Origin of the sequence: Pseudorhodoferax sp. Leaf267, from assembly GCF_001422405.1 — a bacterium.
Taxonomy (GTDB): Bacteria; Pseudomonadota; Gammaproteobacteria; order Burkholderiales; family Burkholderiaceae_C; genus Pseudorhodoferax.
Map to the genome: position 1 here is coordinate 105,045 of NZ_LMMV01000001.1, position 20,830 is coordinate 125,874.

Sequence of the window (20,830 nt, forward strand, 5' to 3'; positions counted from 1 at the left end):
CCGATTGGCCGAAACGTTCATGCGCAGCGTTGCGAGCGTTTGTCACTTTGGGTCAACGGCTTTGGGCGCTGCAGTCATTGCGGCTGGGCACGTGCATCGGCATGCTGCGGGCACAACAGGCCGGTGGCATGCGCCGGCCTCAACCGGGAGACGACCGTGCCCACGGACCTGCATTTCTATTTCGACTTCATCTCGCCTGCGGCTACTTCGCGGCCGAGCGCATCGAGGACATCGCCGCGCGCCATGGCCGCGCGCTGCACTGGCATGCGTTCCACATGCGCGCGGTGATGAAGGACCATCTGGGCCAGGACAAGGCCATGGCCGACGTGCCGCTCAAAGGCCCCTACGTGCGCAACGACGTGCACCGCTCGGCCCGTGCATTGGCGTTGCCTTACGCGCCAGCGCCCACGGCAGGCTTTTCCAGCGTGACGGCCAGCCGCATGTTCTGGTGGCTGCAGGCCGAGCAGCCCGCCGTGGCCGGGCCGTTCGCCAAGGAGGTGTTCCGCGCGCACCATGCCCGTACCGACTCGCCCAACACCGTGGACCAGTGCGTGGCGCTGGCCGCGTCGGTCGGCGCCGACGTGGCGGGCCTGGCCGAGGCGGCGCAGGGCGAGGCCGCACGCCAGGCACTGCGCGACGCCACGCAGGCGGCCGTGCAGGCCGGCGTGTGGGGCACGCCGACGGTGCGCATCGGCGAAGAACTGTTCTGGGGCTCGGACCGGTTGCCCATGGTCGACGAATGGCTGCGCAAGGGAGGCTGGTGATGGCACAGGAACACGCAGCGAAGGCCGGGGCCACGGGGCCGCTGGCGGGCTTGAAGGTCATCGACTTCTCGGCCGTGCTGTCGGGCCCGCTTGCCGCGGCCATGCTGGCCGAGCAGGGTGCGCAGGTCATCAAGGTGGAAACGCCGGATGGCGACACCACGCGGCTGATCGGCCCGGGCAAGGGCCGCATGTCGGCCATGTTCATCGCGAGCAACCGCGGCAAGCAGTGCATCGCGCTGGATCTCAAGCAGGCGGCGGCGCGCGACGTGGCGCTGGCCCTGGTGCGCGAGGCCGACGTGCTGGTCGAGAACATGCGCCCCGGCGCCATGGACCGGCTGGGCCTGGGGTATGCGGCCACCAGCGCGCTGAACCCGCGGCTGGTCTACCTCACGATCAACGGCAACGGGCCGGATGGGCCCGACGCCGGCGCCCGCGTGTACGACGGCGTGGTGCAGGCGCGCTCGGGCTTTTGCGCGATGAACGCGCACCCGCAGAGCGGCGAGCCCATGCTGCTGCCCAGCGCGGTGTTCGACAAGATCACGGCGCTGACGGCGGCGCAGGCCGTCAGCAGCGCGCTGTACGCCCGCGAGCGCGATGGCCGCGGGCGCCACGTGCAGGTGGCGATGCTGGACGCGGCCATCGCATTCCAGTGGCCCGACGCCATGTACAACCACGTGTTCCTGGACGATGCGCCGCCGGCGTCGCCGGAGTTCCTGGTCGGCCAGGTGCCGTGGAAGACGCGCGACGGCCATGTGGCCACGAACACGGCCCAGCAGTCGGAATTCAACGCGCTGTGCAAGGCGCTGGGCCGGCCCGAGATGGCGCAGGACCCGCGCTTTTCCACCACACCGGGCCGCCAGCGCCACGGCAACGAGATGCGCGCGCTGCTGTCGCCGCTGGCCGCCGCGCTGACGACGGACGAGGTGCTGGCCCGCTTCTTCGAGGCCGGCGTGCCGGTCGGCCGCGTGAACCGGCGTGACGAGGTGGCGGGCGACCCGCAGGTCGTGCACAACCGGCTGCTGCATGCCGTGCGGCACGGTGACCTGGGCCGCGTGCGGCTGGCGCGCGGGGCGGCGCGCTTCGGTGGCGCGCCCGACGCCGCGCCGCAGCCGGCGGGGCAGCTGGGCGAGCACACGCGGCAGTTGTTGCAGTCGCTGGGCTATGCCGATGCGGCAATCGACGCGCTGCTGGCGTCGGGTGCGGCCGTGCAGTTCGGCGGCCCTGTTTGAATCAAAGCCGCGCAGTGCGTGACACGCTGCACCGCAACGTCACTGCTGCGAGACCGCGAGTACAGCTTTTGGGTTCGTGCGAGCGATGGCCAACAAAGTGCGCGCCGCACCGCTGGGTTGCTTGCGGCCTTGCTCCCATCCCTGGAGCGTCCGCACGGAAACGCCTAGCAGGCTGGCGAACTGCGATTGCGAAAGCCCTGTCGCTTCGCGTGCCTCGGTGGCGGAAGACACCACGACCTTGCCCTTGCCGGCCTTCATATCCTGGATGGACTGGAGGATCTCCGCGCCGATGTCGCGTTGGGCTTCGAAAGCCGTGATGTCGGCGGCACTGAGCTTCCTAGATTTCGAGGGCACGACGGATCTCCTTGAGGGTGCTGAGCGAGATGTTCTCTGACTCCGACTTGGCGTACAACGTCAGAAGGTAGACCTCGCCAACTTGATTTCGGGTGAGGTAGACGATGCGCACGCCGCCCGACTTGCCGGTGCCTTCGCGCGACCAACGCACCTTGCGGACACCGCCCGAGCCGCGGATCACGGAACCAGCGTCCGGATAGGCAGCCATGAACGAAGCGAACTCGGCGCGTTCAGAGATCGAAGTTCGTAGGCAACATCACCACGTCGCGGATCGTCATGCCGCGCGGGCGGGTCAGCATGAAGATCACCACGTTGGCCACTTCGCTCGCCTCCAGCAGGCTGCCGGAGTCGCGCGCCTCCTGCAGTTTCTCGGGCGGCCAGTCGGCCAGCAGGGCGCTGATGACGGGGCCGGGCGAGATGGCCCCCACGCGGATGCCGTGCTTGAACACCTGGCGGCGCACGGTCTGCACGAAGCAGTCGACCGCCCACTTGGACGCAGCGTAGACCGGCTCCCACGGCGTGGGGAAGTGCGCGGCCAGCGAGCTGGTGACGACGATGTCGCCGCTGCCGCGCGCGATCATGTGCGGCAGCACGTCGTGCACGTTCTTCATCACGACGTTGATGTTCAGGTGCAGCATGCGGTCCATGGCCGCGGTGTCGGCATCGACCAGGTCGCCGCCCACGTAGCTGCCCGCGTTCGCATGCAGGATGTCGAGCCGGCCGGCGAGCGCCAGCACCTGGGGCAGCAGCGTCGCGCAGTCCGCGGGGTCCAGCAGGTCCATGGGCAGAGGCACCACGGCATCGCCGAGCCGCTCGCGTGCGGCCTGCAGCGCGGTGCGGTCGCGGTCGACCATCACGACGCGGGCTCCGGCGGCCAGCAGGGCCTCGGTGCTGGCCAGGCCGATGCCGGACGCGGCACCGGTCACGGCCGCGACCTTGCCTTGCAATGGTTCATTCATGTTCGTTCTCGCTTGGAATGCCTGGGCGCGGCAGGCGTTGGACGCGCCGCTGCAGACGATAGCCATTGCCGCCGGCGGCCCCGGTATCCAGCGGTGTCGCTCCAATACTTTGCTGCGCGCCGCGGTGGCTGGACTCTTGCATCCGCGTCAACAGTCTTTCGAAGAACCAGGGGTGTTTCCGCACGGGCGATCGGCCGACACTGCAAGCCGTTCCCACCGGAGTGCATCCATGCCCATTGCCTTGCTCGCGCTGACGCTCAGCGCATTCGCCATCGGCACGACAGAGTTCGTGGTCGTCGGCCTGATCCCCACCATCGCGGCCGATCTGGCCGTCTCGCTGCCCTCGGCCGGCCTGCTGGTGAGCCTGTACGCGCTGGGCGTGGCCATCGGCGCGCCGGTGCTGACCGCGCTCACCGGCAAGCTGCCGCGCAAGGCGCTGCTGCTGGGGCTGATGGCCTTGTTCACGGCTGGCAACCTGCTGGCCTGGCAGGCGCCGGGCTATGCGTCGCTGATCGCCGCGCGCATCCTCACCGGGCTGGCGCACGGCGTGTTCTTCTCGATCGGCTCGACCATCGCCACCGGCCTGGTCCCGCGCGAGAAGGCGGCCAGCGCGATCGCCATCATGTTCACGGGCCTGACGGTGGCGCTGGTCACCGGCGTGCCGCTGGGCACCTTCATCGGCCAGCACTTCGGCTGGCGCGAGACCTTCCTCGCGGTGTCGGCACTCGGCGTGCTCGCCTTCGTGGGCAGCGCAGTCTTCGTTCCGAAAGGCATTCGCCACCAGGCGCCGGCTTCGCTCGCGCAGCAGGCCAGGGTGCTGGCCGAGCCGCGGCTGCTGCTGGTCTATGCCAAGACGGCGATCGGCTACGGCGGCACCTTCATCCCGTTCACGTTCCTCGCGCCGCTGCTGACCGAGGTGTCGGGCTTTTCGGCCGGCGCGGTGGGCTGGGTGATGCTGGTCTACGGCGTGTCGGTGGCCGTGGGCAACATTTGGGGTGGCCGGCTGGCCGACCGCCTCGGGCCGATCCCGGCGTTGCGCATCATCTTCGCGTTGCTGGCGGCCGTGCTGTTGCTGCTGCAGTTCACGGCGCCGCACAAGTGGCTGGCGCTGGCCACCGTGCTGCTGTGGGGCGCCGTGGCGTTCGGCAACGTGCCGGGGTTGCAGGTCTACGTGGTCAAGCAGGCCGAGCGCTTCACGCCGCAGGCGGTGGACGTGGCTTCGGGCCTGAACATCGCGGCCTTCAACCTCGGCATTGCCGGCGCGGCCTGGGCGGGCGGCCTGATCGTGACGCACCTGGGCCTCATGCACACGCCGTGGATCGGCGCACTCGTGGTGCTGGTGTCGCTGGCGCTCACGCAGTGGAGCGGGGCGCTGGACCGGCGGGCGGGCATCCCCGTGCGCGGCGGCAGCGCCATTCCCCTGGCGCACTGAACTTTCGTTCTCACGCGAAAGGCCGTGCGCACTGGGACTGACGGCGCTTCAGCCCGGGCCTACAGCGGCCCCGGCAGCCTGCCGAAGCCGGGCAGGCGCAGGGCGACATCGTCCACGTCCACACCGAACCCCAGGCCCAGCAGGTTGAATTCGACACCCTCGACGCGCGCCACGGTCGCGCCGGCCAGGCCCAGCACCGAGAACTGCCAGCCCGTGCCGCTGGGCGCGCTGGCGAAGAAGGTCGTCGGCCCCAGCCAGTCCTTGCCGATGGCGGTGGGCGGCAGATCGAGCCGCAGCTCGGGCACCTCGCGTGCGATCCACGCGACGAAGGTGTTGCTGTTCGGGCCGGGCCACAGCCGGTATTCGTTGCCCCAGGGGTAGCGGGCGACCGCCGCCTCGATGCGGTCGATCATGGCCTCGGCCGCAGGCCCCCGGTGGTCCACCAGCAACTGCGGGTAGGCGCCGTACCACTCGATGTCTGGCGCATCGACTTCGTTCGACACCAGCGCATCGCCGCCGTAGCGGGCACGCCAGCCCATGATGTGGTAGGTGGTGTAGCGGTCGGCACCCGCACGCTTGACGGCGATCCAGGGGTGGATGCCGAACGCGCCGCGCCAGCGCACGATGCGCGCGCCGTAGACCTGCACGACGGCATCGCGTTCCACCAACGCGCTGGGCGCCTGCTGCGTGCTGCCCTGTTGCCGGCTGTGCCATGGCGTCTGCAGGTCCAGCTTGCCCGACGCCAGCACGCCCAGTGGACCGAGCAGCAACAGGGCCACCAGCGCAAGCAGCCAGCGCAGGTGCCGCAAGCGGGGACGGAACGCGGCGATCTTCATGCCGCCAGTATGCCCACGCCTGGCCTGTGAACCCATGCGGTGGCGATGGCCGTGCGGATGCTGGGGATAGCGCCTGCGTCGCGCGGCCTGCGTCGCTCGTGCGGCGGCTACATCAGGCCCAGCGCGCGCGCGAAATCGCGCCGCAGGTCGTCGATGTGCTCCATGCCGACGGCCAGCCGCACGAAGTTCGGAGGGATGCCGGCCGCCGCCATCTGGGCCTCGCTCATGGTGCCGCTCCACATCGCGGCCGTGTGCACGATCAGCGTCTCGACGCCGCCCAGGCTCACGGCCTGCGTTGCCAGCTCCAGCGAGGCGACGAAGCGGCTGGTCGCCTCGTAGCCGCCGTTCAGCGCGAACGCGATGACCGGCCCGCCGCCCGCCATCTGCCGCCGCGCCAGCGCGTGCTGCGGATGGCTGGCCAGCAGCGGGTAGTGCACCTGCTCGATCTGCGGCTGCTGCTCCAGCCAGCCCGCCAGCGCGAGCGCGTTCGCGTTGATGCGCTCCATGCGCACGGGCAGCGTGCGCAGCCCGCGCAGCAGCAGCCATGCGTCCATGGGCGAGAGCACCGCGCCCAGCGTGGTGTGCATGGGCCAGATGCGCGTGGCCAGTGCTTCGGAACAGCAGATCACGCCGGCCGTCAGGTCGTGGTGGCCACCCAATGACTTGGTGGCGCTGTGCACCACGATGTCGATGCCCAGACCATGCGGCTTGCAGTTGATCGGCGAGGCGAAGGTGTTGTCGGCGATGGTGATGATGCCGCGCGGCCGGGCCAGCGCCGCCACGCCGGCCAGGTCGGTCAGCACCAGCGTGGGGTTGGCGGGCGTCTCCAGCATGATGAGCCGGGTGTTGGGGCGCAGCGCGGCCTCGATGGCTGGCAGCTCGGCCTGCTCGACGATGCTGACCTGCACGCCGAAGCGCGGCAGTACCTCGTCGAACAGCTTGGCCGTGCTCATGTAGTGCCGCGTCTGCGCCACCACGTGGTCGCCGGCCTGCACCAGCGCCAGCACCGTGGTGCTGATGGCGCCCATGCCCGAGGCCGTCAGCAGCGCGGTCTGCGTGCCTTCCAGCGCCGCCACCACTGCCGCGGCACGTGCGTGCGTGGGGTTGCCGTAGCGCGTGTAGTAGGCGGGGTGGCGCGGCGTGCCGGCCATCTCGGCGAACTCGGCCGCGTCGCGCGCCTTGAAGGTCGCGCTGTAGTGGATGGCGGGGCTGACGTCGGCGTCCTGCGACAGGCCGGCATCGCCATGCAGCACGCGGGTCGCGTCGTGCCAGGGGGGGAGGGAGTCGGAGTGCATGGGCCCATGATCGCGCACGGCCGGGCCGGGTAATCCCGAGGTCCTGCACTCTGAAACTGTCCATATGATGGCGTACTGACCACAATATGGACAAACGCCCTATGCCCGTCGACCGCCCCGATGCCGAGCCGCTGACCCCGTACCAGTACCCCAACCCACCCGATGCGCTGCCCGAGATCGTAATTCCCAACGCGATCCCCACGGACGAGCGCCTGTGGGTGCCACAGGCCGAGAACGTGTGGTTCCGCCCGCTGTGCCTGAACGCCAGCCAGGGCTACTGGATGAACCTGCTGCGCGTGCGCAAGTCCGGCGTGCTGAGCCGGCACCGCCATCCGCAGGCCGTGCACGGCTTCGTGCTCAAAGGCCGCTGGAAGTACCTGGAGCACGACTGGTGGGCCGAGGAGGGCGGCTACGTGTTCGAGCCGCCGGGCGAGACGCACACGCTCTACGTGCCCGAGGACGTGAAGGAAATGATCACCTACTTCCAGGTCAACGGTGTCATGTACTACACCGACCCGTATGGCAAGGGCATGGGCTACGAGGACGTGTTCACCAAGATCGACATGTGCCGCAAGCACTTCGACGAAGTAGGGCTGGGCGCGGACTACGTGAAGCAGTTCATTCGATGAGCCTGGCGAAGTACGACTTCGGCGGCAAGGTGGCTGTCGTGACCGGCGGCGCCAGCGGCATCGGGGCCGAGGTGGCGCGCCAGCTGCGCGAGAGTGGCGCCACCGTGGTGGTCTGGGACCTGTCGGCCGAGGGCGACCTGCAGGTGGACGTGGCCGATGGCGCCGCCGTGGCCCGCGCCGCGCAGCAGACCGCCGAGCGCTGGGGCCGCATCGACCTGCTGGTGCACAGCGCCGGCTTCACCGGCCCCACCATGGCGCTGGACGCGTTCGACCCCGAAGTCTGGCACCGCGTGGTGGACGTGAACCTGGGCGGCACGTTCAACGTCTGCCACGCCGTCGTGCCGCTGATGCGCGCGGCCGGCACCGGCCGCATCGTTCTGATCGCCTCGCTGGCCGGCAAGGAGGGCACGCCCAATGCCTCGGCCTACAGCGCAGCCAAGGCCGGCGTGCTGGCGCTGACCAAGTCGCTGGGCAAGGAACTGGCCGCCACCGGCATCCTGGTCAACGCCATCGCACCGGCCGCTGTGCGCACGCCCATCCTGGCGCAGATGGCGCCCGAGCATGTGCAGACCATGGTCGCCAAGAGCCCCATGCAGCGCCTGGGCGAGCCCGGCGAGGTGGCCGCCATGGCGGCCTGGCTCTGCTCCGATTCCTGCAGCTTCAACACCGGCGCGGTCTTCGACCTCTCAGGCGGCCGCGCCACGTACTAATGCACACCCCCAGTCTCCGCGCTGCGCGCTCCGCCAACCCCCTTGCAGGGGGCGCCGCCAGCGGCCCGGCAGAGCCGGTTCCGCGGCGGCTGCTGGCCTCGCGCCGTTGTGCGGTTGCGCTTCGAATTCTTCTCATCCCGTTGTTGTCTTGAAACTCACTGGAGACATTTCATGTCCACATCACTGAACCGCCGGCAATTCGCCGGCCTGGCCGCCGTGCCCTTCCTGGCCGGCACCGCCTTCGCGCAATCCGACTTCCCGAACAAGCCGATCGAGCTCGTCGTGCCATTCCAGCCCGGCGGCGGCACGGATGCCCTCGCGCGCTCGTTCGCCGACGCCACGCGCAAGCACACCTCGCAGAGCTTCATCATCGTCAACAAGCCCGGCGCCAGCGGCTCCATCGGCTGGCAGGACGTGATGGCCGCCAAGCCCGACGGCTACCGCCTGGCTGTCATCACGGTAGAGCTGGCCACGCTGGCCCACATCGGCGTGGGCAAGATCCACGCCGATGATCTGCAGCCCATCGCCCAGCTCAACGCCGACCAGGCCGCCGTCACCGTGCGCGCCGACGCGCCGTGGAACACGGTGGAGGAGTTCCTCGCCGCCGCCAGGAAGGAGCCCGGCAAGCTCGGCATGGGCAACGCCGGCCCCGGCTCCATCTGGCACCTGGCGGCCTCGGCGTTGGAAGACAAGGCCGGCGTCAAGTTCAACCACGTGCCGTTCCAGGGTGCAGGCCCCGGCGTGCTGGCGCTGCTGGGCGGCCACATCGACGCCGTGGCCGTGAGCCCGGCCGAGGTCACCACCCATGTGCAGGCCGGCAAGCTCAAGACCCTGGCCGTGATGGCCGAGCAGCGCGTCAAGGGCTTCGAGAAGGTGCCCACGCTCAAGGAGCGCGGCATCGACCTCGTGATCGGCACCTGGCGCGGCATCGCGGCACCCAAGAACACGCCGCCGCAGGTCGTGGCCTACCTCAAGGACCTGGCGCTCAAGGCATCGAGCGAGCCCAGCTTCCGCGAGACGCTGGACAAGCAGAACCTGGGCTTCGTCTACGCCGACGATGCCGCCTTCAAGGCCAAGATCATGAAGGACGACGAGTACTTCAAGGCCCTCATCACCAAGCTGGGGATCAAGGCAGGATGACCTACCAACAAGACCTTTTCCAGGGCAGGCGCGCGCTGGTCGCCGGTGCCACGCAGGGCATCGGCGCCGTCATCGCCAACCACCTGGCCGCCCTCGGCGCCGAGACCACGGCCCTGGGCCTGGGCCCTGGCGACGGCACGCTCGCGGCCAACGTGGACGTGCGCCAGTGCGACGTGACATCGGCCGCCAGCCTGCAGGACGCGCTGGCCGACATCCCCGAGCTCGACATCGTGTTCAACTGCGCCGGCATCATCCAGCGCGGCGCCGAGCACGACCTCGAAGTCTTCGAGCGCGTGCTGAGCGTGAACCTCACCGGCACCATGCGCGTGTGCACGGCCGTGCGCGAGCGGCTCAAGCCCCGGCGCGGCTGCATCGTCAACACTGCCTCCATGCTGAGCTTCTTCGGCGGCGGCCTGGTGCCGGGCTATGCGGCCAGCAAGGGTGGCGTGGCGCAGCTGACCAAGTCGCTGGCCATCGCCTACGCGCCCGATGGCATCCGCGTGAACGCCGTGGCGCCGGGCTGGATCGCCACGCCGCTCACCAAGGCCTTGCAGGACGACCCGGCCCGCGCCGGCCCCATCCTCGCGCGCACGCCGCTGGGCCGCTGGGGCACGCCCGACGACGTGGCGCGCGCCGCCATGTTCCTATGCACGCCCGCGGCCAGCTTCATGAACGGCGTGATCCTGCCGGTGGACGGCGGCTACCTGGTGTCTTGACAGTCACGCCGATAATCCGCGCCGACATGACCCCGGCGCACCCTTCCTTCGACGAAGCCGACACCCCCCAGGTCGCCGGCACCCAGGCCTTCGGCAAGTTCATGCGCGTGCTGCAGCTCGTGGCCGACGCCGAGCAGGCGCCCAACGTCGCCGTGCTGGCGCAGGCCACGGGCTTCCCGCGGCCCACGGTGCACCGCATCGTGGCCGGCCTGGTGGCCGAGCGCATGCTGGTCGAAGACCCGCACACGCATCTGCTGAGCCTGGGCCCGCGCCTGATCCAGCTGGCCAGCCGCAGCTGGGGCCGCTCCGACCTGCGGCTCGCGGCCATGGACGAGCTCAAGCGCCTGCGCGATGTGACGGGCGAGACCGTGCACCTGGCCGTGCCCAACGGCCAGGGCATGGTGTTCATCGAGAAGCTGGAAAGCCCGTCCGCCGTGCGCATGAGCTCGCGCATCGGCACCAGCGTGCCGTTGCATGTGACGGCCGTCGGCAAGGCCTGGCTGGCCGCGCTGGATCCCACCGCGCAGGCGGCCGTGCTCAAGAACCTGCCGCTGCCGCGCCACACCGAGCACACGCTGACCGACCGCGCGGCGTTCCAGCGCGAGCTGGCCGCCACGCGCGCGCAGGGCTGGTCCACCGACCGCGAGGAGCACGAGGCCGGCGTGTACTGCTTCGGCGCCGTCGTGCGTGGCGCCAACGGCGCGCCCGTGGCGGCGATCAGCGTCACCACACTGCTGTTCCGGCAGAAGGAAGACCCCGAGCAGGCCTACGTGGCGCCGCTGCTGGCGGCCTGCGCGGCGGTGTCGGCGCGCATTGCCGAAGTGCCATCGCTGTCGGTTGCCGACACGCTGTAGCCGCTGCATCCGATGCGCCGCTTGCTGCACCACCTGCGTGTGCGCCCTTACCTGGCCGGCGCGCTGGCCACGGGTGCGGCGGCCGCTGTGCTCGCCCCGGGCCAGCACGATGTGGTCACGCGCGCGCTCATCGGCTGGAACGTGGCGGTATGGCTCTACCTCGTGCTGCTGGGCTGGATGATGGTGCGCGCCGACCATGGCCGCGTGCAGCGCGCCGCGGTGGCGCAGGCCGAGAGCGCAGGCACGGTGCTGGCCCTGGTCAGCCTGGCCTCGATCTTCAGCCTGGTGGGCGTGGTGTTCGAGCTGTCGGCCGCCAAGGTGCCAGGCGTGCCGCATGCCTGGCCGCACGTGGTGTTCGCGCTGGCCACCGTGGCCGGCGCGTGGGTGCTGCTGCCCATGGTGTTCGCGCTGACCTACGCCAGCGTGTACTACCGCGCCGCGGGCGGCGGCCTGCGCTTTCCGGACGACGACGCGCACTTCAAGCCCAACTACGGCGACTTTCTGTACTTCTCGTTCACCATCGCCGTAGCCTCGCAGACCTCCGACGTGAGCGTCTCCACGGTGGCGATGCGCCGTGTGGTGCTGCTGCAGACGCTGCTGTCGTTCGCGTTCAACGCCACCATCCTGGCGTTCAGCATCAACATCGCGGCCAGCCTGTTCTGAGCGACTACGTGCGCGCGGGCAAATGCCTGACGTGTGCTGGTGCGTCCTGGGCAGGCTTCGGGCGATGCGCGTCCGTACCATCGAACCGCTGGCGCAAAGCGCAAGTCCGAACCGCAACCATTGAAGGATGAACCATGTTGGAACAAGCTGAAGGAACCGTGCAAAACATCGCCGGCCGTGTGCAGGACGCATTCGGTGCCGCCACAGGCGACACCGATACCCAGCTCGAGGGCAAGGCGCGCCAGGCCGCTGGCAAGGCGCAACAGGTCTACGGCGAAGTGCTGGACACCGTGCGCGAACAGGCCGTGGCCAACCCGCTCGGCACCGTCGCACTCGTGGCAGGCGCAGGCTTCGTCCTGGGCGCGCTGTGGGCCCGCCGCTGATCGCCTGATAGCGTTCACGCCAAACGCCCGATGCATGCATCGGGCGTTTTGCATGGCGGGTGCGGTGGGGCGCGCAATGTGGGCGTTGCACGGCGGCCTGTGCGGGCGCAGGCCGTGTATGGCTTGGCCGATGCCGATTGCGCGGCCGATGGGTTTTCGGCTCGTCGAGCGGCAGTCCACCGCCACGGGCTGAGGCGCACGGCGCTACGCCAGACGCTCGCCCCGCGCACTGGCCGCCATCAGCTTCGCGAGCCGCGCCGTGCGTGTTGCAGGCTTCCTGGCGCTGCAGATCCAGTGCAGCACGCGCTGCCGGTAGCTGGGCGGCGTGCCCTCGAAGAAGGCCCACGCGGCCTTGTCCTCGCGCAATGCGTGCTGTTCCTCGGGCTGCAGGCTGGCCGGCACTTGCCGTTCATGCGCATACACGGCCGAGCGGACTGCCGTGCGTCGGGCGAATGCCGCCAGCCCTGCGTCCGTCATGCGGCCCTGGGCCTGCAGTTGCGCCACCTTGGCGATGTTCACGGCGCTCCAGATCGACGCCGGCTTGCGCGGCGAGAACCGGATGCTGTAGCGCGCGTCGTCGATGCGCCGGCGCACGCCGTCGATCCAGCCGAAGCACAGCGCCTCGTCGACGGATTCGGACCAGGACATGCTTTGCTGGCCCGTGCCGACCTTGTAAAAACCGACCAGCAGCTCGCATGTGCTGCTGGCATGCGTTTGCAGCCAGGCGCGAAAGGCGTTCGGGTCCGCGAAATAGGTCGGTTGCGTCATGGCCACGATGTTGCCCGATGCGCCACGCTGCCACAGATTGCAGATGTCATCGAACCCGGGCGCGCTGCAATCGTCCTGCATCCGCCGGCCCGCACAGTCCATGGCACGGCAGGCCGACCGGGCCAGGCCGGGAAACGGAGCAACACCATGACTGTTCGCATTGCACACCACAACGGCGCGGCCGCCCTGGCCCGCTGGGCCCTGTGGCTGGCCCTGGCCTTCAGTGGCCTGGCCATGGCCCAGGCCGAGCCCACGCTCGACCAGGTCTACCAGGCCGCGCAGGCCGGCCATGTCGAGCAGGCCCTGCAGCTGATGCAGCCCGTGCTCGAGGCCCATCCCAACAGCGCCAAGGCGCATTTCGTCGAGTCCGAACTGCTGGCACGCCAGGGCCGGGCGAGCCTTGCGCGCGACGCGCTGGCCCAGGCCGAACGGCTGGCGCCCGGCCTGCCGTTCGCCAAGCCCGAGGCGGTGCAGAGCCTGCGCCGCCAGCTCGCCTCGCCGCAGGCGGCAGCCGCGCGCACCAGCGCATTGGCCCCGGCCGCGCCCGTGCCCGCTTCGGGCTCGTCCTTGCCCTGGGGCGTGCTGCTGGCCGTGGGCGGCGGTGCGCTCGTGGCCTGGATGCTGATGCGCCTGGGCCGGCCTGCCGCGGGCGCCGCCGCCGGTGCAGCGCCGGCCGCGCCGCAGGGCTGGGCCGTGCCGGGCATGAACACCGCGATGCCGCCCGGGCCCGTGGCCACACCCGCTGCCGCGCCCGTCGGTTTCGGCCGCCAGATGGCCGGGGGCCTGGCGACCGGGCTGGCGGTGGGCGCCGGCGTGATGGCGGCCGAATCGATCGGGCGCAACCTGTTCGGCACGTCCGCGCATGCCGCGACGGCGCCCGAGCAGGCCATGCCGTCCGCTTACGACCCGGTGTTCGGCAACACCGCCGTCAACACCGACATGGGTGGCAACGACTTCGGCGTGAACGACATCGGCTCGTGGGACGACTCCGCCGTGGGCGGCGGCAGCTCGGACTGGGACACGTGATCAGTACAGCGTTTCCACCGGCACATCGAACCGGTAGCCCGCGCCGCGCTCGGTCACGATGAACGCCGGGTGGAACGGGTCGGCCTCGATCTTGCGGCGCAGGCGCAGCACCTGCACGTCGATGGTGCGGTCGTAGACCTCGGCGTTGTGCAGGCGCGAGAGGTTCAGCAGCTGGTCGCGGCTGAGCACGCGCTGTGGCGCGCTGCAAAAGGCCACCAGCAGGCTGAACTCGTGGTTGCTGAGCTCCAGCCGGCTGCCGTCGGCGGCGGTCAGCCGGCGCGTGCGCAGATTCAGCTCCCAGCCCGCGAAGCGGAACGCGCGGCGCTGCTCGTCGCGCACCGGCACATCGGTGGGCTGGTGGTAGCGGCGCAGCACGGCGCGGATGCGCGCCAGCAGCTCGCGCGGGCTGAAAGGCTTGGTCACGTAGTCGTCGGCACCCAGCTCCAGGCCCATCACGCGGTCGGCCTCCTCGGCCTTGCCGGTCAGCAGCACGATGGGCACGTTGGCGCGCTCGCGCAGCTGGCGGGCCAGTGTCAGGCCGTCCTCGCCGGGCAGGCGCAGGTCCAGCACCACGAGGTCGATGGCCTCGCGGTCGAACGCGGCCAGCATCGCCTCGCCGCTGTCCACGGCCGTCACGCGCATCTCGTTGTCGCCCAGGTACTCCAGCAGCAGCGCGCGCAGGGCGGGGTCGTCGTCCACCACGAGGATGTGGCTGGGGTTCACAGCGGTGGCGGTCATGGCGCGCGGTAACCTAGATCCGGTAGTTGAATGCGCCCGAGGGTGCCGTGATCGGCGTGTCAGGCAAGGCGCGAGGACGCTTCGCACTCCTGTGCGCAAGGACGAGCAACGCCGCATGGCGCGTCGAGCGCGGTGCCATCGGGTGCATAGCGCTTTCACTAGGACGGTGAACACGCTCGAAAGCAAGAGTTTCAGTAGGCATGTGGGTCTACAAGTGAGAACAAGCGGTCAACTGCCGGATCTAGGTTTAATGGCATGCGCGCGACTTTAGCGTCTTGCACCTGCGCATGAGCATCGACCCATCACCCATCCCCACGCCCGCCACGGGCCTGGCGCCGCCGCGCTGGCGCCATGTTGCGCGCACGCGCGGCGTGCTGGCCGTGGTGCTGGTGGAGCTGATCGTCGCCGCGCTGGTCGCCTACGGCCTGTGGGCGCTGCGCCGCCAGACGCTGGAGGGCGAGCTGCGCATGCTGGGCTCGCTCTCGGCGGCCATGGCGGCCCAGGCCGACGGCATGCTGGACGTGGCCGATGCCGTGCTGCGCGCCACGCGCACCGAGCTGGCCGACGGCCTGCTGCAGCCCGGGACCGAGGCCGCCGACGCGCTGCTGCGCTCGCGCGCCGCGGCGCTGCCGCAGTTCCGTTCGCTGGAGGTGGTCGATGCCCAGGGCGCTCTGCTGGCCAGTTCGCAGGACGAGCCCACCCCGCCCGAGGCGGCGGGCGAGCGCGAGGACCTGGTGGCCGCGCGTGCCACGGCCCAGGCCCGCGCCGCCCCGGCGCTCTTCGTGGGCAGCCCGCACGCCAGCGCCGCCGACGGCCAGCGGGCCATCGCCGTCACCATGGACTGGCGCAACAAGGCCGGCGCCTACCAGGGGGCCGTGGTGCTGCAGGCCGAGCCCGACTTCCTGGACGGCGGCTTCGCGCGCATCGCGCCCACGCCCGACACCAGCCTGGCCATCTACCGCCGCGCCAGTGCGCCGGTCTCCGACGGCCCCGGCGATGGCCAGGCCCGGCTGCTGCCCGCCGACGTGATGGCCGGCCTGTGGGCCGACCCCGCGCCCGAGCGCCCGCGTGTGCTGGCCCTGCCGGACGGGCGTCGGCGCCTGGTGGCGGCGCACCGGCTGCAACGCGTGCCGCTGATGGTGGTGGTCACGCGCGACGCACGTGTGGCCATGGCCGACTGGTCCGACCAGGCCTGGCTGGTCGGCTCGTTCGCCGCCTCGGCGCTGGCCATGACGCTGTTCCTCACCTTGCGCAATGCGCGCGAGGAGGGCCTGCGCCGCGCCGCCCAGGCCCGGCAGCAGGCCTTGCAGGAGCAGCTGCAGCGCGCGCGCAAGCTGGAGGCGCTGGGCACGCTGGCCGGCGGCGTGGCGCACGACTTCAACAACATCCTGGCCGCCGTGGTCGGCTATGGCGAGCTGGCGCGCACCGCGGCCGCCGACGGCTCGGCCCAGGCGCGCCAGATCGACCAGGTCATGCAGGCCGGCCTGCGCGGCAAGGCGCTGGTCGAACGCATCCTGTCGTTCAGCCGCAGCGCGCCACGGCCGCACACGGTGCTGCGCCTGCAGCCCGTGGTGCACGAGGTGCTGCAGATGCTGGCCGCCTCGCTGCCGGCCAGGGTGGAGCTGATGCCGCAGCTCGATGCGCCCGAGGCTGCCATCTCCGGCGACGCCACCATGGTGTTCGAGGCGACCATGAACCTGTGCACCAACGCGATGCAGGCGCTGCAGGCCGAGGGTGGCCGCCTGGTCGTGGCGCTGTCCGTGGTCGACATCGACACGCCGCTGGCCCTGTACGACCGCAGCCTGGCGCCGGGCCGCTACGCCTGCCTGTCGGTGGCCGACACCGGCCCCGGCATCGCGCCCGAGGTGCGGGCCCGGCTGTTCGAGCCCTTCTTCACCACCAAGGGACCGCAGCACGGCACGGGCCTGGGCCTGGCGGTGGTGCACGGTGCCATGCACGACATGGGCGGCGCCATCGACGTGCAGAGCACGCCGGGGCAGGGCGCGCGCTTCCTGCTGTACTTCCCGTGCGTGGACGCGCAGCCCGACGATGCCGCGGCGCCGCAAGCTGCACTGCCGCTGGGCGCGGGCCAGACCGTGCTGGTGGTGGACGACGAGCCCGCACTGGTGGCGCTGGCCGAGGAGATGCTGGCCGGGCTGGGCTACGAGTGCTTCGGCCTGGGCTCCAGCACCCAGGCCCTGGCCGAGTTCCAGGCCGACCCGGGCCGCTTCGACCTGGTGCTGACCGACGAGCTCATGCCCGGGATGACCGGCACCGCGCTGGCCGCCGCGCTGCATGCGCTGCGCCCCGGCCTGCCCGTGGTGCTGGCCAGCGGCTACGGCGGCCCCCAGCTCGAGGCGCGTGCCGCGCAGGCCGGCGTCACGGTGCTGGTGCGCAAGCCCCTGGTGCGAGCCGAGCTGGCGCAGGCGCTGGCGCGGGCCTTGGGCTGAGCTGCGCCTCTTGCTCCCTCGCCCCTTTGGGAGAGGGAGCCAGAAAAAGGCTCAGGCGTCGTCGGCCGGCTTGCGCAGCATGCCCAGCGCGCGCTGCTCCATCATGGTCACGACCTGCTGGGCCATGTACTGCAGCGTCTCGATCTGCTTCGGATCCAGCGCACGCGGCTTGTTGTCGATCACGCATAGGGTGCCCAGCGCCTGGCCGTTCGAGGTCACGAGCGGCGCGCCCGCGTAGAAGCGGATGTGCGGGTCGCCCGTGACCAGGGGGTTGTCGGCGAAGCGCGGGTCCGCCAGGGCATCGTCCACCAGCATGGTGTGGCCCGGGTCCTGGATGGCATGGGCGCAGAAGGCGTAGGCGCGCGGCGTCTCCGTGGCCTGCAGCCCGACCCGCGCCTTGAACCACTGGCGATCGCCGTCCACGAGCGAGATCAGCGCGATCGGCGTGTCGAACGCATCGGCCGCCATCCTGACGATGTCGTCATAGGCCGCGTCCTGCAGCGCCGAGATGGCGAGCCGGTCCAGTTCCTGCTGGCGCAGCAGCTCGGCGTCCTGCGCCGTGCCCGGGCCGAGGTCTTCGATGCCGCGTGGGAACCGGGCGATGAACACGGTCGAGCCGTCTGCGGAACGCACCTGCACGTCCCCGCCATGCGCCTTGGCGATCTCGCGCACGATGTACAGCCCCAGGCCCAGGCTGTGCACCGCCGACTCGCCTGCGCTGCCGCGCGTCATCGCGTCGAACAGCGTCGGCAGCTGTGCCTCGGGGATGGACGGCCCTTCGTTGTGCACGCTGATCCAGAACGCGTGCTCGCCGATCTCCGAGCGCACGAGGATGGGGCGGCCCGGCGTGCCGTAGGTGACGGCGTTGGAGACCAGGTTGCCGACCAGCTGGGTGATCTTGTCGGCGCTGGCGCAGCAGGCCCCGGAGCCGATGCCCACATGCTGCAGGGCGGCCTGCGGGTAGGCCACGCACAGCTCGTCCACGGCGTCGCCGACCACGCCTTGCAGGTCCAGCTCGGCCAGCTCCACGCGCAGCCCCGTGCCCATGCGGGCCTGGCTGAAATCCAGCAGGTCGGCGATCAGGCGGATGGCGCGGTCGGTGGACGACTGCAGCCGCGTGAGCGAGCGCTGCTGCCGCTCCGACAGCCCGCCCCAGCGGCCGATCAGGCTGGAGCTGAGCCGGATGACGGACAGAGGGTTGCGCAGGTCGTGCCCCACCACGGCCATCATCTGCTCGGCGAACAGCGCCCGGTCCTCGGCCACGATCCGCAGGCGGTCGAGCTCGGCCTGCGTGGCCAGCAGCGCACGCTGCGCCTGCAGCTCCTTGGCCAACGCGTCCTCGGCATGGCGCCGCGCCTGCATGAGCTCCTGCTCGTACTTGTGCCGGTCCTCGGCGATGAACACGGCCAGGTCGTGCGACACGATGCCGTCGTGCACGCGCCGCACCGCATTCCACAGCATCGGGATGCGCCGCCCGTCGGCATGGACCACCTCCAGCTTGACCTCGCTCCACGAGCCCTGGATCAGCAGCAGCGGGGCCAGGTGCGTCTGGTGGAAGATGCGCCCGCCCATGGTCAGCAGGCTCTGCATCGTGGCGCGGCCGACCAGCGCGGCAGCCTCGCGCCCGACCCATTGGCAGAACGTGCGGTTGGCGCGCAGGATCAGGCCATCGGCCGCGGTGACGAGCAGGCCGCACGCCGCGGCATCGAAGGAGTCCTGGTCGGCCGGCCCGGCGCTCGCGCTCTCCATGGTCAGTAGCCGAGCGATGCCAGGAATGCCTCCATGGCCGCGCTGCTCGCGGTGGGGGCACTCATGTGCGGGCAGTGGCCGGTGTTTTCGATCAGGGCCAGCGTGGCATGCGGCAGCGTGCGCTGCATGAACTCTCCCACCACGGTCGGCGCGATCAGGTCGTCAGTGCACTGCAGGATCAGCGTGGGCGTCTGCAGCCGGGGCAGCTGGTCGCGGCAGTCCGACAGGAAGGTGACGCGCGCGAACTGCTTGGCGATGTCGGGGTCGGTGCGGCAAAAGCTGTTGGTGAGCTCGGCGCCCAGCTCCGGCTGGCCTGCCGCGCCCATGATGACCGGCGCCATGGTGCTGGACCAGCCCAGGTAGTTGCTTTCCAGCGTCTCCAGCAGCGAATCGATGTCCGCGCGCGTGAAGCCGCCCACGTAGTCGCCGTCGTTCACGTAGCACGGCGACGGGGCGACCATCACATGCGCGGCGAAGCGGCCCGGTGCCCTCAGGTCGGCCAGCACGCCGACCATGGCAGACACCAAATGGCCCACGAAGATGACAGGCCCCTGGGCAAACGCATCGACGATCTCGACCAGGTCGTCGGCATGGCCGTCGAGCGAGGCGTACTTCACCGGGTCGTAGCTGGTCAGGTCCGACTGTCCGCTGCCCGTCAGGTCGAATCGCACGGTCCGAAAGCGGCCCTCGAACGCCGGCGCCATGAAGCGCCACATGCTCTGGTCGCAGCCGAAGCCGTGGGCGAACACCAGCGTCGCGGGCCCTGTGCCACCGACGCTGACGCGATTTCTCTGCTGAACACCCACAGGCAAGCTCCGATCGGCCACGACAACGTGGCATTGTCGGCGATGGGTGCCGGCTTTCGCTTGTTACGCCTGCAATCTGGCGGCCACCGGCGTGCATGGCGCTGTAACCCGGGGCGACCACACTGGCGCCAGGGCCCGGCCACGACGCGTGTTGCGCGCTGGCGCTGGGCCGACAGCAGGAGCTCACATGACACGCAGCCTCAGCACCTTGTTCGCCAGCGCCGCGTTGGCGCTGGCGTCGGGCATTGCCACGAACGCCGTGGCGGCCGACTACGGCACCGTCGTCTCCAGCACGCCCGTCTACGCGCAGGTGTCCGTGCCGCAGCGCCAGTGCGTCGAGCAGGAACAGCGCGTGCGCCCCGCGCAGAGCGGCGCGGGCGGCCTGATCGGTGCGCTGGTCGGCGGCCTGGCCGGCAACGCCATCGGCCACGGCGGCGGCCGCGCGCTGGCCACGGGCGCCGGCGTGATCGGCGGCGCCCTGCTCGGCGACCATGTGGAGGCCAATGCCAGCGCGCCCACCAGCACGCTGGTCCAGCACTGCCAGACCGTCAGCCAGTACCAGAACCAGCTCGTGGGCTACGACGTGGTCTACAGCTTCAACGGCCGCAACTACAGCACGCGGCTGGCCAGCGACCCGGGCCTGCCGGGCGCGTCACTGCCCTTGAACGTCAGCGTCAGCCCGGCGGCCATGGCGCCTGCCGTGCAGACGGCACCGGTCACGACCTACGTGGCGCCGCAGGTGATCTACACACAGCCGCCGGTGGTGGTGGCCCCGCCGGTCTACGGCCCGCCCGTGGGGCTGAGCATCGGCGCGGAGTGGGGTGGCGGGTACCGGCACTGGCGTTGAGCTGCGCGGCGCCCTGCGGTGCGCGCTCGCCCATCGGGCGAGCGCGCAAGGAAAAGGCCCGGCGATCGTCACCGATCGCCGGGCCTGTTGCATGGATCCAGGCGCCCCGCAGGGCGCCGGGCTCGCCGCGGATCAGGCAGCCGACTTGGCGGTCTTGCCTGCCTTGGCGACGTGCTTCTTGCCGGCCTTCTTCGTGGTCTTGGCGTGCTTGGCAGCCTTCGGGGTCTTGGTGGGGGTAGCTGCGGTCATGGCGGCCGGGGCGGCTGCGGGCGCGGCGACCGGCGCCGGTGCCTGCGCAAAGCTCAGGCTGGCGGCGGTGGCCAGGGCGGCGGCGATCAACAGGGACTTGGTCGTGTGCATGGCAAAACTCCATTGGGCTGGACTCGTGGGAACTCCGAGTCGCTTGAGTCGGCTTGGCTGTTCGCCTTGCTTGCATCCGAAACGTGCGGGCCCGCGTCGCGGGTGACAGGGTTGCGCGCAGC

At 70.7% G+C, this 20,830-nt stretch carries 23 protein-coding genes; 13 read left to right on the top strand and 10 right to left on the bottom strand.

Translation table 11 applies throughout. From position 1 onward, the window contains the following. The first annotated feature begins 128 nt into the window (after positions 1 to 128). Positions 129 to 764 carry a 2-hydroxychromene-2-carboxylate isomerase gene (locus ASF43_RS00495; RefSeq protein ID WP_162241746.1) on the top strand — a complete coding sequence of 212 codons (636 nt, stop codon included), beginning with the start codon at positions 129 to 131 and terminating at the stop codon, positions 762 to 764. Then, positions 764 to 1,993 (top strand): CaiB/BaiF CoA-transferase family protein, encoded by a 1,230-nt coding sequence (locus ASF43_RS00500; RefSeq protein ID WP_056175186.1) that lies wholly within the window; start codon positions 764 to 766, stop codon positions 1,991 to 1,993. The genes ASF43_RS00495 and ASF43_RS00500 overlap by 1 nt, the downstream gene beginning before the upstream one ends. Positions 1,994 to 2,032: 39 nt before the next feature. Here the strand turns inward: ASF43_RS00500 and ASF43_RS00505 are convergent, their stop codons facing one another. The 3 genes from ASF43_RS00505 to ASF43_RS00515 are packed head-to-tail and all read right to left on the bottom strand — an operon-like array spanning position 2,033 to position 3,306. Next, positions 2,033 to 2,347 carry a DNA-binding transcriptional regulator gene (locus ASF43_RS00505; protein ID WP_056175189.1) on the bottom strand — a complete coding sequence of 105 codons (315 nt, stop codon included), beginning with the start codon at positions 2,345 to 2,347 and terminating at the stop codon, positions 2,033 to 2,035. Continuing rightward, on the bottom strand, positions 2,331 to 2,555 hold the full coding sequence (locus ASF43_RS00510; RefSeq protein WP_082497524.1) for a type II toxin-antitoxin system RelE/ParE family toxin: 225 nt from the start codon (positions 2,553 to 2,555) through the stop codon (positions 2,331 to 2,333). Before ASF43_RS00510 ends, ASF43_RS00505 begins: the two co-directional genes overlap by 17 nt. Positions 2,556 to 2,577: 22 nt before the next feature. Continuing rightward, positions 2,578 to 3,306: an SDR family oxidoreductase gene (locus tag ASF43_RS00515; RefSeq protein WP_056175196.1), complete on the bottom strand. Its 729-nt coding sequence runs from the start codon at positions 3,304 to 3,306 to the stop codon at positions 2,578 to 2,580. Positions 3,307 to 3,535: 229 nt separating this feature from the next. Here ASF43_RS00515 and ASF43_RS00520 point away from each other — a divergent pair, with 229 nt between their 5' ends. Further along, positions 3,536 to 4,738, top strand: a complete 1,203-nt coding sequence (locus tag ASF43_RS00520) for an MFS transporter (protein ID WP_056175200.1) — start codon at positions 3,536 to 3,538, stop codon at positions 4,736 to 4,738. A gap of 59 nt (positions 4,739 to 4,797) precedes the next feature. Here the strand turns inward: ASF43_RS00520 and ASF43_RS00525 are convergent, their stop codons facing one another. Both ASF43_RS00525 and ASF43_RS00530 read right to left on the bottom strand, forming a co-directional pair. Next, complete coding sequence (locus tag ASF43_RS00525) at positions 4,798 to 5,574, bottom strand: DUF3750 domain-containing protein (protein WP_056175202.1); 777 nt, start codon at positions 5,572 to 5,574, stop codon at positions 4,798 to 4,800. Positions 5,575 to 5,681: 107 nt separating this feature from the next. After that, on the bottom strand, positions 5,682 to 6,869 hold the full coding sequence (locus tag ASF43_RS00530; protein ID WP_056175205.1) for a PLP-dependent aspartate aminotransferase family protein: 1,188 nt from the start codon (positions 6,867 to 6,869) through the stop codon (positions 5,682 to 5,684). A gap of 101 nt (positions 6,870 to 6,970) precedes the next feature. Between ASF43_RS00530 and ASF43_RS00535 the strand changes: the two genes are divergently transcribed. The 7 genes from ASF43_RS00535 (at position 6,971) to ASF43_RS00565 (ending at position 11,964) form a co-directional block, all read left to right on the top strand. Continuing rightward, positions 6,971 to 7,498 carry a 2,4'-dihydroxyacetophenone dioxygenase family protein gene (locus ASF43_RS00535; protein ID WP_056175210.1) on the top strand — a complete coding sequence of 176 codons (528 nt, stop codon included), beginning with the start codon at positions 6,971 to 6,973 and terminating at the stop codon, positions 7,496 to 7,498. Continuing rightward, positions 7,495 to 8,208 carry an SDR family NAD(P)-dependent oxidoreductase gene (locus tag ASF43_RS00540; RefSeq protein WP_056175213.1) on the top strand — a complete coding sequence of 238 codons (714 nt, stop codon included), beginning with the start codon at positions 7,495 to 7,497 and terminating at the stop codon, positions 8,206 to 8,208. The genes ASF43_RS00535 and ASF43_RS00540 overlap by 4 nt, the downstream gene beginning before the upstream one ends. Positions 8,209 to 8,379: 171 nt before the next feature. After that, positions 8,380 to 9,348 (top strand): tripartite tricarboxylate transporter substrate binding protein, encoded by a 969-nt coding sequence (locus ASF43_RS00545; RefSeq protein WP_056175216.1) that lies wholly within the window; start codon positions 8,380 to 8,382, stop codon positions 9,346 to 9,348. Beyond that, entirely contained in the window at positions 9,345 to 10,064 is a 720-nt protein-coding gene (locus ASF43_RS00550; protein WP_056175218.1) for an SDR family NAD(P)-dependent oxidoreductase, read from the top strand. The genes ASF43_RS00545 and ASF43_RS00550 overlap by 4 nt, the downstream gene beginning before the upstream one ends. A gap of 26 nt (positions 10,065 to 10,090) precedes the next feature. Beyond that, positions 10,091 to 10,918, top strand: coding sequence for an IclR family transcriptional regulator (locus tag ASF43_RS00555; protein ID WP_056175222.1), 828 nt, complete (start codon positions 10,091 to 10,093; stop codon positions 10,916 to 10,918). A 12-nt stretch (positions 10,919 to 10,930) separates the two neighbouring features. Further along, on the top strand, positions 10,931 to 11,581 hold the full coding sequence (locus ASF43_RS00560) for a DUF1345 domain-containing protein (RefSeq protein ID WP_056175225.1): 651 nt from the start codon (positions 10,931 to 10,933) through the stop codon (positions 11,579 to 11,581). Between the two features lie 134 nt (positions 11,582 to 11,715). After that, positions 11,716 to 11,964 carry a CsbD family protein gene (locus ASF43_RS00565; RefSeq protein ID WP_056175228.1) on the top strand — a complete coding sequence of 83 codons (249 nt, stop codon included), beginning with the start codon at positions 11,716 to 11,718 and terminating at the stop codon, positions 11,962 to 11,964. A 204-nt stretch (positions 11,965 to 12,168) separates the two neighbouring features. Here the strand turns inward: ASF43_RS00565 and ASF43_RS00570 are convergent, their stop codons facing one another. Next, entirely contained in the window at positions 12,169 to 12,732 is a 564-nt protein-coding gene (locus ASF43_RS00570; RefSeq protein WP_056177936.1) for a YdeI family protein, read from the bottom strand. Positions 12,733 to 12,879: 147 nt separating this feature from the next. On the opposite strand from ASF43_RS00570, the gene ASF43_RS00575 reads away from it, so the two are divergent. Then, positions 12,880 to 13,758, top strand: coding sequence for a tetratricopeptide repeat protein (locus tag ASF43_RS00575; RefSeq protein WP_056175231.1), 879 nt, complete (start codon positions 12,880 to 12,882; stop codon positions 13,756 to 13,758). Here the strand turns inward: ASF43_RS00575 and ASF43_RS00580 are convergent, their stop codons facing one another. Further along, entirely contained in the window at positions 13,759 to 14,496 is a 738-nt protein-coding gene (locus tag ASF43_RS00580; protein WP_056175235.1) for a response regulator, read from the bottom strand. A 287-nt stretch (positions 14,497 to 14,783) separates the two neighbouring features. On the opposite strand from ASF43_RS00580, the gene ASF43_RS00585 reads away from it, so the two are divergent. Then, positions 14,784 to 16,946, top strand: coding sequence for an ATP-binding protein (locus ASF43_RS00585; RefSeq protein ID WP_082497654.1), 2,163 nt, complete (start codon positions 14,784 to 14,786; stop codon positions 16,944 to 16,946). Between the two features lie 51 nt (positions 16,947 to 16,997). On the opposite strand, the gene ASF43_RS00590 is transcribed toward ASF43_RS00585, so the two are convergent. After that, on the bottom strand, positions 16,998 to 18,695 hold the full coding sequence (locus ASF43_RS00590) for an ATP-binding protein (RefSeq protein WP_082497525.1): 1,698 nt from the start codon (positions 18,693 to 18,695) through the stop codon (positions 16,998 to 17,000). Between the two features lie 2 nt (positions 18,696 to 18,697). Next, positions 18,698 to 19,501: an alpha/beta fold hydrolase gene (locus ASF43_RS00595; protein ID WP_056175241.1), complete on the bottom strand. Its 804-nt coding sequence runs from the start codon at positions 19,499 to 19,501 to the stop codon at positions 18,698 to 18,700. Positions 19,502 to 19,688: 187 nt separating this feature from the next. Between ASF43_RS00595 and ASF43_RS00600 the strand changes: the two genes are divergently transcribed. Then, positions 19,689 to 20,348, top strand: coding sequence for a glycine zipper 2TM domain-containing protein (locus ASF43_RS00600; RefSeq protein WP_056175244.1), 660 nt, complete (start codon positions 19,689 to 19,691; stop codon positions 20,346 to 20,348). Between the two features lie 132 nt (positions 20,349 to 20,480). Here ASF43_RS00600 and ASF43_RS00605 read toward each other — a convergent pair whose 3' ends face one another. Next, on the bottom strand, positions 20,481 to 20,708 hold the full coding sequence (locus ASF43_RS00605; protein ID WP_056175247.1) for a hypothetical protein: 228 nt from the start codon (positions 20,706 to 20,708) through the stop codon (positions 20,481 to 20,483). Between the last annotated feature and the right edge of the window lie 122 nt (positions 20,709 to 20,830).